General features: G+C 58.7%; 14 protein-coding genes. 4 read left to right on the top strand and 10 right to left on the bottom strand.

Features of this window, described 5'->3' with window-relative positions; all coding sequences use genetic code 11:
- Nucleotides 1–20: 20 nt before the first annotated feature.
- The 3 genes from K0U62_02520 to K0U62_02510 all read left to right on the top strand — a co-directional run bounded on the left by K0U62_02520 (nt 21) and on the right by K0U62_02510 (nt 1,922).
- Entirely contained in the window at nt 21–812 is a 792-nt protein-coding gene (locus tag K0U62_02520; protein MCH9800392.1) for a polyprenol monophosphomannose synthase, read from the top strand.
- Between the two features lie 2 nt (nt 813–814).
- Entirely contained in the window at nt 815–1,390 is a 576-nt protein-coding gene (locus tag K0U62_02515; protein ID MCH9800391.1) for an FxsA family protein, read from the top strand.
- A gap of 181 nt (nt 1,391–1,571) precedes the next feature.
- On the top strand, nt 1,572–1,922 hold the full coding sequence (locus tag K0U62_02510; GenBank protein MCH9800390.1) for an RNA polymerase-binding protein RbpA: 351 nt from the start codon (nt 1,572–1,574) through the stop codon (nt 1,920–1,922).
- Between the two features lie 32 nt (nt 1,923–1,954).
- Here K0U62_02510 and K0U62_02505 read toward each other — a convergent pair whose 3' ends face one another.
- Both K0U62_02505 and K0U62_02500 read right to left on the bottom strand, forming a co-directional pair.
- Nucleotides 1,955–2,719 carry a glycerophosphodiester phosphodiesterase gene (locus K0U62_02505; GenBank protein MCH9800389.1) on the bottom strand — a complete coding sequence of 255 codons (765 nt, stop codon included), beginning with the start codon at nt 2,717–2,719 and terminating at the stop codon, nt 1,955–1,957.
- A 157-nt stretch (nt 2,720–2,876) separates the two neighbouring features.
- Nucleotides 2,877–3,728, bottom strand: a complete 852-nt coding sequence (locus K0U62_02500) for a hypothetical protein (GenBank protein MCH9800388.1) — start codon at nt 3,726–3,728, stop codon at nt 2,877–2,879.
- A 66-nt stretch (nt 3,729–3,794) separates the two neighbouring features.
- On the opposite strand from K0U62_02500, the gene K0U62_02495 reads away from it, so the two are divergent.
- On the top strand, nt 3,795–4,334 hold the full coding sequence (locus tag K0U62_02495) for a YbhB/YbcL family Raf kinase inhibitor-like protein (protein ID MCH9800387.1): 540 nt from the start codon (nt 3,795–3,797) through the stop codon (nt 4,332–4,334).
- A gap of 105 nt (nt 4,335–4,439) precedes the next feature.
- Here K0U62_02495 and K0U62_02490 read toward each other — a convergent pair whose 3' ends face one another.
- The 8 genes from K0U62_02490 to K0U62_02455 all read right to left on the bottom strand — a co-directional run bounded on the left by K0U62_02490 (nt 4,440) and on the right by K0U62_02455 (nt 13,054).
- Nucleotides 4,440–5,441: a hypothetical protein gene (locus K0U62_02490; GenBank protein MCH9800386.1), complete on the bottom strand. Its 1,002-nt coding sequence runs from the start codon at nt 5,439–5,441 to the stop codon at nt 4,440–4,442.
- 57 nt (nt 5,442–5,498) lie between these two features.
- Nucleotides 5,499–6,473 carry a hypothetical protein gene (locus tag K0U62_02485; GenBank protein MCH9800385.1) on the bottom strand — a complete coding sequence of 325 codons (975 nt, stop codon included), beginning with the start codon at nt 6,471–6,473 and terminating at the stop codon, nt 5,499–5,501.
- An 83-nt stretch (nt 6,474–6,556) separates the two neighbouring features.
- The gene (locus K0U62_02480) at nt 6,557–8,086 is read right to left on the bottom strand and encodes an NAD(P)/FAD-dependent oxidoreductase (GenBank protein MCH9800384.1); all 1,530 of its coding nucleotides are present in this window, start codon (nt 8,084–8,086) and stop codon (nt 6,557–6,559) included.
- Between the two features lie 70 nt (nt 8,087–8,156).
- On the bottom strand, nt 8,157–9,068 hold the full coding sequence (locus tag K0U62_02475) for a hypothetical protein (GenBank protein MCH9800383.1): 912 nt from the start codon (nt 9,066–9,068) through the stop codon (nt 8,157–8,159).
- A 320-nt stretch (nt 9,069–9,388) separates the two neighbouring features.
- Complete coding sequence (locus K0U62_02470) at nt 9,389–10,003, bottom strand: ABC transporter permease (protein ID MCH9800382.1); 615 nt, start codon at nt 10,001–10,003, stop codon at nt 9,389–9,391.
- 161 nt (nt 10,004–10,164) lie between these two features.
- Entirely contained in the window at nt 10,165–11,340 is a 1,176-nt protein-coding gene (locus tag K0U62_02465; protein MCH9800381.1) for a betaine/proline/choline family ABC transporter ATP-binding protein, read from the bottom strand.
- Nucleotides 11,337–11,996 (bottom strand): ABC transporter permease, encoded by a 660-nt coding sequence (locus tag K0U62_02460; GenBank protein ID MCH9800380.1) that lies wholly within the window; start codon nt 11,994–11,996, stop codon nt 11,337–11,339. Before K0U62_02460 ends, K0U62_02465 begins: the two co-directional genes overlap by 4 nt.
- 77 nt (nt 11,997–12,073) lie before the next feature.
- On the bottom strand, nt 12,074–13,054 hold the full coding sequence (locus tag K0U62_02455; protein MCH9800379.1) for a hypothetical protein: 981 nt from the start codon (nt 13,052–13,054) through the stop codon (nt 12,074–12,076).
- Nucleotides 13,055–13,426: the final 372 nt, after the last annotated feature.

The following is a 13,426-nucleotide window of genomic DNA, read 5'->3' as shown; positions in this document are numbered from 1 at the left end:
CGAAGTGGAATCATGTAGTCATGGCTGACGATGCCGCGCAGTTTGCAGATCTTGGACGAATACTTGTGATCGTTCCAACCTACAACGAGCGGGAGAACGTGGAACGCATCACCGCACGGATCAGGACGGCCGTGCCGGAGGCGGACATTCTCATCGCCGACGACAACTCACCCGATGGCACTGGCGCCATCGCTGACCGACTCTCGGCCGCTGACGATCATATTTATGTCATGCATCGGCTCGGCAAAGAGGGATTGGGTGCCGCCTACCTGGCAGGCTTCCAATGGGGGCTGGAGCACGGCTACGACGTACTGGTCGAAATGGATGCCGACGGCTCACATAAACCGGAAGAACTACATCTGCTGCTCGACCGGCTGCGGACTGCGGACTTGGTACTAGGCTCCCGCTGGGTCCCCGAGGGCGAGGTCATCAACTGGCCGAAGAGTCGTGAGTACCTGTCGCGGGGCGGCAACGCCTATTCACGGTGGGCGCTCAAGGTGCCGATCCGTGACATCACCGGCGGCTACCGGGCGTTTCGGGCCAGCACGCTGCGAAAGATCGACCTGCATTCGGTCGGTAGCGCGGGCTACATCTTCCAGGTGGACTTGGCATACCGCACGCATGCGGCAGGGTTGACTGTTGCCGAGGTACCCATCACGTTTGAAGAACGAGAGTATGGCAACAGCAAAATGGACAACTCCATCGTGCGCGAAGCACTGTGGCGGGTGACTGTCTGGGGACTTGACCACCGGGCGGAGAAGTACCGGGCCTGGCGAGAGCGCCGACGTAAACACCACACCGGAGGCTGGTGACCATGACACCAGGTCGTCTTGTTTTCCTGATTCTGCCGTTCTTCGAACTCTTCCTGATCTGGTACGTGGCCAGCATCATCGGCTGGGGCTGGATGTTGCTGATCCTGATCGGCGGCGTGGTGGCGGGCTTCGCGCTGCTGCGGGCGGCGGGGAGAAACGTTTGGCAAGTGCTCTCGGATCCACGCCGCGGTGGCCAAAGTTTCACCACCGTGGACCCCAGCACTGGAGAAGCAACCACGATCTACCAGCCGGGAGCCGCCACCGGCAGCGACGAACAACGGCAAGCAGACGAACTGAAAGTGCGTGAATCAGGACTGCTGGTAACAGCAGCGGCTTTGTTGGCCCTGCCAGGGTTGATCTCGGATGCAGTCGGCCTAGTACTGGTCATCCCACCGGTACGTCGAGCGCTCGCAAAACGGGGTGCGGCGCGGGCCACTAGCAATGTAACCGTTATTCGGGGTGAAACGGTGGCGGAGTCGGGTCCAAGTCAACGTGAGCCACAGTCACCGCCCGAAAGTGGCGGACCCACCATCATCGCTGGGGAGATTCTGCCGCCCCCTGATGATCAGCAGCGGTAGCTGCACCTGATTGGGGGAAGATCAAGTTGACGAACAGGCGCAAACCTGTCTGACTAGGACTCCGAAAGGATCCGAAAAAGTTACTATTTCGGGTTTCACGAGGGGGAACCGCGGGAACAACAATGGCGTCACAGTCGTTATCCCAATCAGAACACCTGGCGGGACCAAGGAAGGGGCAGACATGGCTGACGGAGCCTTGCGGGGCACACGTTTGGGCACATTAAGTTACGAAACGGACGAGGGCGTGCGATTCGCCGAGCGGCAGGCGGTCTTCTACGACTGCAGTTGCGGCACCACTATCGAACTTCCATTCAGCATGGAAGCCGAAATGCCCGCAGTGTGGGAATGCCGGTGCGGCGCGGAAGCCTTGCTGCGCGGCGCGGACTGGCCGGAGAAAAAGCCGCAGAAGCCACAGCGGACTCACTGGGATATGCTGTTGGAACGGCGTTCCATCCCGGAACTTGAAGAGTTGCTGGAAGAGTCGTTGGACAAACTGCGTTCTGGCGTCGATGACTTCCATGGCGACAAGTAACCAATAACTGGGGCGCACACCCCCTCACATAACTACTTCGGACCGGCCCACTGGCCGCGCGACTGCAACACGTCGCGCAGTACGGTGGGCCGGTCTGTCATGATCCCGTCCACCCCAAGGTCCAGCAAGTCATGCATCTCCTCGGCGTCGTCGACAGTCCAAATGTGAACTTGCAGCCCCAACGTGTGCACAGCTCGGACAAATATTGGATCTACCAGCGTCTGGTTACCCAGCCGGACTGGCACTTGCACGCAGGCCGCCATCGGGCTGCGCCACTTCCCGGGGTCGTTGCGATTGCGCCACAGCCCCAGAATCTCTCGCGGTGACATGGACGTCGCCAACCTCGGTCCGGCCAGTCGACGAACCCGACGGATTCGATCGTGACCGAATGAGGCGACCACCACCCGGTCCCAGGCCTTAGTGCGACGCATGACGTCGATAAACGGCAGGATCGCATTCGGTTCTTTGACATCAATGTTGAACCTGATGCCGGGAAACGTTTCCAGCATCTGTTCCAGCGTCATGATTTCGGAGCGGCCATGAATGCGCGCTTCAGCGACCACCGTATGCGGCAGATCGCGCACGCGACCAGTTCCGGTGGTGGCGCCGTCTAGGCTCGCGTCGTGAAAGACCACCGCGATTCCGTCGGCGGTAGCTCGGATATCAGTCTCGATGTAGGTGAACCCCAGATCAACGGCGTGCTGGAACGCTAATTCGCTGTTCTCCGGACCCTCCCAGGCACCGCCACGGTGGGCGATGGCCAACGGCAGCGCGGAGGCAAGTGCGGGGAACTTCATCGCGGTCCCATACTGCTAGCGCCGAGCGGGTGTGACACAGTCGAGGAGTGGACTCGCAACGACCCGACGATCCGCTGCTGCCGGACCAGACCTCGGATGAGGAAGACCTGGTCGATACCCACACCGATGACTGGTACCAATCCGAGCGGCCGCCACATCACGGCTGAGATCCTTCTGCCACCCACCTTGTGGCCGCTGCACGCATGGGGGCCACCCATTTGTCAGCGCGAAGCGCGGCTGGTCGCATGGCAAACGAGCCCACTGCAAATCGGTCCGCTCCTGCTTCAGCGAAAGCGGCAACATCTTGTGGACTTCGAATCCCACCTCCACCGATGATGCGAAACGTCGAACCGTATTCGATTCGCAGCCACCGCACTACATTCAGTGCAATCGGCTGCAAGGGAGCCCCACTCATGCCGCCCTTGGCAACTGGCAGGGTGTTTGTAGCGTGCAGCCAGGGAACTTCCGCAGCAGCTGCGGCCGCAACCAGTTCCTGGTATCGCACCGGCGGGATTTTCACGATCACCGGAACGCCCGTAGCCACGGCCCGCTGGAACAGATCGTCAGGCCAACTGATCTCGCCTACGTTGGGGCAAGAGATGTTCAACTCCACCGCCATCGGCTGCAACTGCTCGACCCGTTGTAGCAGCGTGTACCAGTCGTTGGCCGTGAATCCGTGGATCGACAACAGACAATCCGACACCACACGACCGTGTTTGGGCTGGGGTGATAGCGATTCGATACCAGGGTTGCGCAAACCGATGCGATTAACCCAAGCCCCGAGGCGACGGTAGTAGCGCACTGTCAACAGTGCTCGCCCGAAGGCGGCGGGTCGCCCACCCCGACGAGCTGCGGTGTACGTGCCGAGGGTAGGCGTGGTCCCCACAGGCTGCAGGTAGTTGCCAAAGGGGGCCGACAAAATTAGCGGTTGCAATCGCTGCGCCAGCGCATCGCCATGGTCTGTGCGACCTGATGTGAGCGGTTGTGGCTGGCTGAATGATTCCGACACGCCTCTAAAGGTACCGAGCCTGAGCAACCCGTCCTAGGATCGGGACAGATCTGATTAAGGAGAATCATGAGTCTGGAGCGCACCTTGCCGCCCGATCCCTACCAATTCCTGCCGCCACGGGGCTCGTTTACGGTCACCAGCAGCGACATCAGTCACGGCAGCAAACTGGATCTGCTGCATGTGCACGGCAGTGCCGGTGGCGAGGACACGTCGCCGCAGCTGTCATGGCATGGGTTTCCACCGGAAACCCAGTCGTTCGCGGTGACTTGTTTCGATCCGGACGCTCCCACTGTGAGCGGTTGGTGGCATTGGCAGCTCGTGGATATTGCGGTGGAGACTACCGAGTTACCTCGCGGTGCTGGCACGGCTGAGGGTTCCGGGCTACCCAACAGCGCTATTCAGTTGCGCAATGACTATGGCTCCCTGGGTTTCGGCGGTGCCGCACCGCCGCAGGGAGACCCGGATCACCGGTACTTCTTCGTGGTTCATGCCCTCGATGTGACATCGCTGGGAATCAGCTCGGATATCTCCCCGGCCATGGCCTCATTCAACATCACCGCGCATACCTTGGCCCGAGCCGAGCTGGTCTGCACCTACAGCCACTAGGGCGAGTCGCAGGTCAGCAGAAACTGGGGCTGAAATACCAGCAGACCCCGGTCTTCCGGCCCGGACGACCGAGCGTCCGGACGCAGTCCTGCCCAGTTCGTAACGCTACTGCTGCGCCGACATATGCTGGTAGAACGGCGTCAAGCGAGCCCGGATGCGGTCTTCGAGGTAACCGTCGGTGTAGGCCCGTTCGATCCATTCTGCGGCGGTGGGGGAGAAGGTCACCACGATGTCTTCACTGCTGATGCCGGCGGCAACGAGCAGTTTGCCAATGGGTTGATCGCCCCAACTGTCCAAGAACGCCGCAATCGGCGCACGCACCATCTCGTAGACCGTCCCAGTAGTGCGTAGGTGCTCCCAAACCGCGAGGCCTGCAGTGACCATAGTCGACATGGATTCTTCACTGAGTTCAGCGGCGACTTCAGCCACGGTAGTGTCGGCAGCCTCCCGATAGACCTCATTGGCGGTCTCCAACAGCCGCTCTTCCGACAGTGCCTCGACCAGATACTCACGACTGTCACGCATGGCATCGGAAATGTTGGAATTGACGAAAGCGGTCAATTGGCGGTCGATTCCCTGGCTCAGCCCCGGTGCGGCTGTGCCGATCGCGCTTTGGCCCAACTTCAGCATGGATGCGGCACCCGGCACCCGCTTAGATACCGGGTTTTCCTCAGTGAGGTAGCCCTTGAGCCCCTCGTACAGCACATGCGAGATGAGTTTCGCGTACACCTCGCTGCTAGTGACTTGGGTGATGATCGCCCGCTGGATATCGTCCATACTCGCGGCCGCTCGCGCCACCTGGTCAAACTCTGCCTCGGGCAGCAAATCCGCCACGCTGGTGCCGTCATCGGCAGCAGCACGGTGGACGCTGATCACAGCTTCATTGATCTGCTCGGCCAGCTGCGGGCCCACCGAACGGGTCAGTACTAGCTCATCGATCCACCCCGCGATGGTGTCGGCATCAGCAATATCACCGACCGGCACTTGCTCCAGCCATGCCCAAAACGCGCGAATTTCCGTCGCGGCGGATTGTTCCGCACGCTCCGGCCCCCAACATTCCAGCTCAAAGGCGACGTGCGCTTCCAGCATCTGATCGAAGTCCGTCATGCCCGGATTCTCGCATTTCGCGGGGCAATCACCGGCCACAACCCGCCGAGGAAGCCGCTAGTTACTGGTCGGTTCGCTGAACATGGTCGCCACGATCGTTCGGGTGACCTCCGCTTCATTGAGCACGTCACCATCCCCCTTAGTGCCAGCTGATTCACTCGCTCCTCTGCCCAGCGCCGCTGTCACACCCAACTCGATCATCTGTTTCGCCAGCGTCGACTTGTCACCCTTCACGGTGATGTGGATGTGGTCGATATGGTTGGCGCTGGCTGATCCCCGGTCCGCCATCCTGCTCCACTTGTTGATGCCCTCACCTGCCTGCCAACTCCGTTGGTGCCACAGGATGTATTCGATGCCGAAATCGTCAGCGTTGCGCTGGAACTCTTTGACGATCGCGTCACCGAGTTTCTTGTCCTTCCCAGGTCCACCGTTGGGCATCATGATGTCGACCGCGCGACCGCTGGGATGGTCAGGGTAGGGGTCGGATGGTCGCCAGCCGCCGACCGTCTTGATCTCCGGCCAGGCAACATTGACGTAGCGGCCGATCACCACGGCGTCGAAAGACAGGTTCATCTCCGACCATTTCGGTCGTTCACAGATGCCGGAATCGCTGCCACGACACATCTTGTCCAACTTTGCCGCTCCTGGGGCATTGCGAGCCTTTGCGGCGGATTGCGTGAGGGTAGCGGGGGCTCCGGCAGCTGCCGCGGGCGTGGCAGCCGCCACGCCCGCGCCACCAGCAACAGTGGCCGCCAAGGTTCCCGCCGCTACCGCAGTCTTTGTGACAGCTGATGCTTTTTGCGCCCCATCTTGCAGACCGGCGGCTGCGGCTGCCAGCCGCTCACTCATCTTCGGCCGGTCGTCATCGGCGGGAACGGTACTGTCTGAATCTGTGTCCACTCGCGGAGAGTCGTCCGGTGTTGCGTCTTGGCCTGCGGTGTCATCTGCTGATTGCAGCGATTGAGTGGGGACTATCTGAGCACCGGACCCCGGCTCAGTGTCACTATCTATGGGCTCAACGGCGTCGATCACGGCAGCCTCCTTGGGCGCCGCGTCGCCAACCTACCTAAATCTCCCAGACGGGCGCATCCGGCGAAGGTGTGAAAATAGCGCGATCAGCCAGCTGCTTTCGCAGCGTTGCTGCGAGAAGCAGGGCAGCGACCAAGTTCCAGTTCTGGGTCGCGGATTCGACCGAACCTAAGGTTAAGTAAGTCCAGCAAATAATTCTGCCGCAGTCGCCAGGGGCTGCGATGCCCTTCATCAGGCAACGCCGACTTGGATCGCTGAATATAACCACTACTCAGTGGCATCATCGGCTCTGAGCGCAGGGTGGGGTCATCAGCCCGGGGAACACAATAGTCGTACCCGCGCCGTCGCATATGTTGCAGTAATCGGCAAAAGTGGCTGGCAACCAAATCCACTTTGAGAGTCCAGGATGCGTTTGTGTAGCCGACCAGGAAAGCCAGATTGGGCACACCAGAAAACATCATGCCCTTATAGACCTTGGTCTGACTGATATCGATGTCTTGACCATCAACCACTAGTTGGATGCCGCCCAGCACCAAGAGGTCGAACCCGGTGGCGGTGACGACGGCATCGGCAGCCAAGGATCGCCCATCGGTCAACTCGATGCTGTGGTTGGTGAACCGCTCAATCTCCCCGGTGACCACCTCCGCCTTGCCCGATCGAATTGCAGCGAACAGATCACCATCAGGCACCAGACACAGCCGCTGATCCCACGGCCGGTAATGAGGCGTGAAGTCAGCGATATCAGCGTGGTCCGGAAGTTGCTCAGCAACCAATCCCAACAAGTAGTCGCTGGCCTTCGTTGGACGATGGCGTGACATTTGGTAGCTGAGCATCTGCCAGCCGATATTGCGGATTCGGCCGAGGTTATAGATCCACTTGTCGGGCACTCGACCCCGCAACGCCAGCGAGATCGGATCTTTCGCGGGTGCGGTGAACATATAGGTGGGGGAGCGCTGCAGCATCGTGACGTGCTCTGCTTGTCGTGCCAGGTTGGGCAGCAGGGTCACCGCCGTGGCCCCCGAACCCACCACAATCAAGCGCTTACCGGCGTAATCGAAATCCTGTGGCCAATGCTGCGGGTGAATGACCGGCCCATCGAAATCGGCCATACCGGGGAAGTCTGGTGTGTAGCCGTGGTCGTAGTCGTAATAACCAGTGGCTGTGACCAGGTAGGGGGCGACGAAAACCTGCTCGCCATCGTCAGTAACCGCGGTTACCGTCCACCGTGCGGACGTGGAGTCCCACTCGCATCGGGTGACCTGATGGCCAAGCCGGATGTGTTGGTCAATGCCGCGTTCGGCTGCAGTTTCGCGCAGGTAATCCAAGACCAACGGTCCAGAGGCGACGGTTTCTGATCGATTCCACGGGTTGAATCGATAGCCCATCGTGTACATGTCGGAGTCGGAGCGAATACCGGGATACCGGAACAAGTCCCAGGTCCCGCCGGTAGCCTCCCGGGACTCAAGAATGATGAAGCGCGCGCCCCGGCATGCGTCCTGTAGATGAGCGGCCATTCCGATCCCGGACAGCCCCGCACCGACGATCAGGACATCGGTGTAATGAACACCTAGTCCTCGGGTGAACTGCGTTCCGCTAGAGGAAGCAGTTGTGGTCATAGCCCCTCCAAACGATCGCACACAACGCTCGGGCTGCACTAGAAGAAGTTACCGCCACTCTGGCCACATTCTAGGGCGATGTTGCTACTAACCACGACCTCATCGCCGCGTCATAGCCTTTCTGCGGAAGCAAGTTGATCCCGTCCGCTCGGATACGGGCTCGCGGCAGTTTCCCCCGCATGAGATCAATCATCACCGCGTACGACTGGGCCAATCGATGGTCCACCTTCCGCTGGGGTGTGTAGCGATTCAGGATCCGCCGTCCTATGGGATCTTCTAGTTGGTACAGATACCAACCGGACTGAATCCTCTCGTAGTCATTGATGCGCGGCCCCCATTGCCATCTGCGTAAATCGGTTCGCCCTGGCTTGGGCATGATCCGGCGCCATTCCATCTTCTTGGCACTGCGGCGAAGGTGACCGGCTAGTTCGCGATATCTAGTGAACTGATGCAGAAGCGCAGCGGCCGCGAAGGTGCTGTGTGGCTGCAACAAGTTGTTGCACTCGGGCATGTGTGGCAGGTACCGACCTCGACCGACTCGAACGACTCGTTCTCTTAGGTAGTCGGCGCCACGCCGCGCTGCGGCCCGTGCCGCCGGGTCACCAAAATGCGCATGATGCCGCAGCAGCATCATGCTGACCTCGGCGACTTCCCAGCTCTCGGCATCGTGGCGGGTCCGCTTCTTGAAATCCACCTTTGCCTTGATCCAAGGGCTACCGATACTCCATCGTCCATTTCTCTTCTGCAGATCGATCAAGTGCTGGGCGATTGCTCGGGCATCATCCTCACGGCCTTGATAAGTCGCTAATGCTAACTCCCAAGCCCAGAAACTTGGCGTGCAAAAGGGCAAGTCGGGACATGCTGGCACAGCCACCATCCCGGCAGTTGCAGCATGAGGCGACCTAGCTTCGCTGGGGGCCGCTAAGGCTGGGATCATGAGCAGACCCACGATCAATGCCGTGAGCTTCATCCGAACGACCATAGGGCAATCTTTCACAAGGCCCAGCACTATCTGCGCCGACAGGCAGACACGCCAGTCGATCCGGCTTCATATTGGGGCGAGCTGATCAATGTGGCTGGATCGGCAGGGTCTCTTGGCTCTTCGCCGGCAAGCGACCTTGGGCATCCGCTTCACCTTCCAGGTGCACTGCCAGCTAAGTTTTTCTACATTGCTACGGCCGGACATTCGCCTAGTGCCTTGCCCCAAGCAATGGACTAGCTCTTTGCCATCTAGGCAACATTCGGGTCGCCGAAGAAGTGATCACTAAGCGCTCTGCCTCGCCTCACTTTGTGGGCTACTCGTCACAGTCCTTTGGGGCGTAGATATCGCTGTGCGAGTCCGCCGATGAAGTCGAAGGCAAGAGCGATCAGGGCCACCAACACGGCGCCCACGAAAATGGATACTGGTCGGTTGATTTTCAGTCCAGCCGCAATAGTGATCCCAAGCCCGCCACCCCCGATGAGGTAAGCAAGCGTAGCCATACCGACGTTGATGATGGTGGCGGTTCTAATCCCACCCATGATCACTGGCACGGCGAGTGGAAGTTCAATCTTGCGCAGGCGTTGGAATCCGGTGAGTCCCATACCTTTGCCAGCCTCGATGACCGACTTGTCGACTTGCTCTAGCCCAACGATGGTGTTGCGCAACACCGGCAAGAGTGCGAACGCTGCCAGGGCGAGGACAACGGTGAGAGTTCCTTGGCCAAAGGCCACAAAGAACAAGACGAGGAGCCCGTACGCGGGCAAAGCCTGACCCAAACCAAGGACGGTAACTAGGTTATTTTTGAGTCTAGGTGCACCCTCGCGAGTGACCAGGATGCCCAGTGGGATTGCCAGGATGATCACCAGCACGGTTGACAGCAACGCAACGGTGATTTGTTCCTGCGCCTGAGTCCAAAGTCGCTCTGGTTCTAAGATGCTGGTGGTGGTTCCGTCAAAATCCGAGTAGATCCAAACCACCGAAAGCAGGACAGCCAGCAGGACGAAAAACACTGGGATAACGATGAGATCCAGTTGGCTTATCGACTGGTTTCGGCGTGCTGGAAGGGTTTCCGGGTTGTCGACGACGAGAGGGGTACTCACAACGAGTCTCCATCAACGGGTGGTTCCGTAAGCAACTCGGCCAGAGACTGGATTGTGCATGTCCCCAGATACTGCCCGGTGCTATCCACGACCGCGGACATGCCTGCGGATGTTTGCAGCATGACACTCAGCGCCTCTTGGAGTGTGTCTTCGGGTTCGAGTTTCACCGGGATTCGTCGTGAGTTGGATGCCAGTGGATCGGAACTGTCGAGGTCCGCCTGGTTGACCCAAGCGATTGGTCGTCGCGAATCATCTAGCAGTACCGCAAAAGGGAAGTCAGACTGTCGAAGTTGTGCAGCCGCCTCGGAGCGATTCGTCCGTTCCGTGATCGTGGGCGCATGAACTAGTTGAATGTCGTTGAGACGCCTCAGCGTCAAAGTCTTCAAGACGGCACCCGCGCCCAAGAAATCCTCGACAAAGATGTCTGCTGGATTGGTCAGAATCGCCTCTGGGGTGTCCAATTGAGCGATTTCTGATTGATCCCGCAAGATCGCTATCCGATCGCCCATCTTGACTGCCTCGTCGATGTCATGGGTCACGAAAACAATCGTCTTTTTCAACTCAGACTGCAGCCGCAAGAACTCGTTTTGTAGGTTGAAGCGGGTTATCGGATCAATCGCACCAAACGGCTCGTCCATCAACAAAACGTCCGGTTCGGCTCCCAGGGCTCGGGCGACGCCAACCCGTTGAGCCTGCCCACCAGACAGTTCTTTGGGGTAACGGTCCCGGTAGACGTTTGGATCCATACCGGTCAACTCGAGAAGCTCATCAACACGCGCTCGGATCTTGTCTTTCGGCCACTTCAATGATTTGGGGACGATCGCGATGTTTTCGGCGATAGTGCGATGGGGGAAGAGACCGACTTGCTGGATGACGTATCCCATTCGACGCCGCAGCTCGTTGGGGTCACTATTTGTGACGTCTTCGCCATCAAAGATGATCTCACCGGCGCTCGGTTCGATCATGCGATTGATGAGGCGCAATGTCGTGCTTTTGCCGCAGCCCGAGGGGCCCACCAGTACGAGGATTTCCCCGCTGGCGATATCCAAGTTCAGGTCCTTTACGGCGGGAGTGTCTACCCCGGAGTAGGTCTTCGTAACATCACGCAAGGAAATTTTTGGAGTGGTCACACTCTTCTCCTCTTGAGGGGGATCTTGTGGGTTGAGGTTCATGAGCGAACTCCACTGGGATTGCTGAAGCGGCCAATAGTCCTTAGCACCAAGTCGACCGCAAGGGCGAGAGCTAGCGAAAGGATTACTCCGGTCCAAATCGCTTCCAGAGAGTTCGGCAGTGGCAAGCGAGCCAGCCCACTTTTGATGAAGTCACCGAGGCCACCGCCAGCAACTAAGGTCGCAATAGCGGAGATACCAACCGTGAGTAGGGCACTCACGCGAATACCAGCCAAGATGATCGGCCAAGCCAAGGGTAACTGGACTCTGAAGAGTACCTGACGCGGAGTCAGGCCCATACCTTTCGCAGACTCCATCACACTGGAATCAACGGAGTCGAGCCCCGCAACGGTATTGCGCAGGATCGGCAGTAGCGCATAGAGAAACATCGCGATGAAACTGGGCGTGAATCCCAGACCCACGATGGGGATAAAGATCGTGAACAGCGCAAGGCTGGGGATAGTCAAAAAGACGCTGGCAATCGACAGCGATAGTTCCTTGGCGAAAGGATTGTGCCGGGTCAGGACACCAACGCTGATCGAGACGATACTCGCCGCAACCGTCACGGAAACGACATACGTCAAGGTTTGTAAGAGAGTTTCAACTACGAGATCTGTACGTGACGACAGATAGTCAAACCAACTGCGGATGCCATCCATACCTGGCCCTTAGTTTGGAGACGGTGGGAAAACGAAGAAGGGCGTGGAGACCCTCGGCCTCCACGCCCTTCGCTCAACTAGCCAGCAATGATTCCTTCAGAAACCAAATACTCCTTGGCAACAGCTGACGGCTCTTCTCCATCTGCTGAGACCTGCTTATTGAGTTCAGCCATTTTCTTATCGTCCAGCGGCTGCAGAAGTGCTGCCACGATGGCCTCAAACTGATCCGGTGCCTTGTCGTAGGTTTCCGAACGCATCGACGCAGAAACGTTATAGAGAATGTTGATGCCTGGATCGTCCACCAACGTCAGGTTGAGCGCCGGGATACGACCGTCAGTGGTGTAGACCTCACCGAAGGTGCACTTGTTGTCGGCCGTCTCGGTGTAAATGACTCCCGTGTCCAGGATCTTGGCCTGGTTGTCCGGGAGTTCGATTCCCGTTGCCTCTTCGGTCAGGACTAGCCCGTCGGGACGGTCCGGGTACTCGCTCTCCATGCAAACTGTCGCGTCTGGGTTATCCCGGACGTACTCCATGAAGGACTGCGTCGTAAACGCGCCACCATTAGCCTCAGTAGCCTCTGGGCTGGAAACGAAACCGTAGGTATTGTTGAACGGGGAACGACCGATCCAAACAATGTTGTTCTTTTCGAAATCGAGTTCCTTCACATTGTTGGTGAGTTCCTCAGCCTCGAAGCTGGGATCCTCTTGTTCTAGATGTACGGCCCAGCCAGTTCCGTTGTATTCCGGATAAACATCAATCTCTCCAGAGGTAAGCGCCTTGCGGGCGACACTGGTTCCACCAAGGTTCACCTTGTTGGTGACCTCAGCACCTGCGGCCTCAAATGCTTGCACCAGGATCTCGCCAAGCAGCAACTGCTCGTCGAAGTCCTTGGATCCCACGGTTACGGGGATGCCGCTCAGACTGTTCTCGGCGGTGACGGCACCACTGCCGCTAGCGCTCGAGTCGGAATCACTCGAGTCGGAATCACTCGAGCATGCGGATAGTGCCAGCGTCGCTGCGGCCCCAAGGACCACTAGCTTCGTTGGTATTGACTTCATATTTCTTCGAACTCCACTCAGGGGATTGGTAGTAGGTGAATCGAACAGATGACAATTCTGCCTCGTCTAGAACCTATCGGATCCAGGCTCAGCAGATCGCTAACGTTACCGTGTTGTCACCGATGCAATGGCAGCGGTCCAATCCTGGGTGATGTGAGGCAAGAATCTTGGGCGTAGGACAGCAACGTCCATTTCGCTTCTGAAGATCGATCAAAGGCTGGGGGATTGCTCGAGCGTCATACTCACGGTCTTGATAAGTCGCTCACGTGTATCCGCACTCAAAAACTTAGCGTGCAGTGGGCCAAATCTTGACCTGCTGGCACAGACCCCGGGAGTTTCGGCATGACACTTCGCCAAGCTCATAACTTTCAG

Source organism: Actinomycetes bacterium (assembly GCA_022599915.1).
Taxonomy (GTDB): domain Bacteria; phylum Actinomycetota; class Actinomycetes; order S36-B12.
Note: the sequence above shows the minus strand (reverse complement) of the source record. Positions and strands in the feature narration are given on the sequence as shown.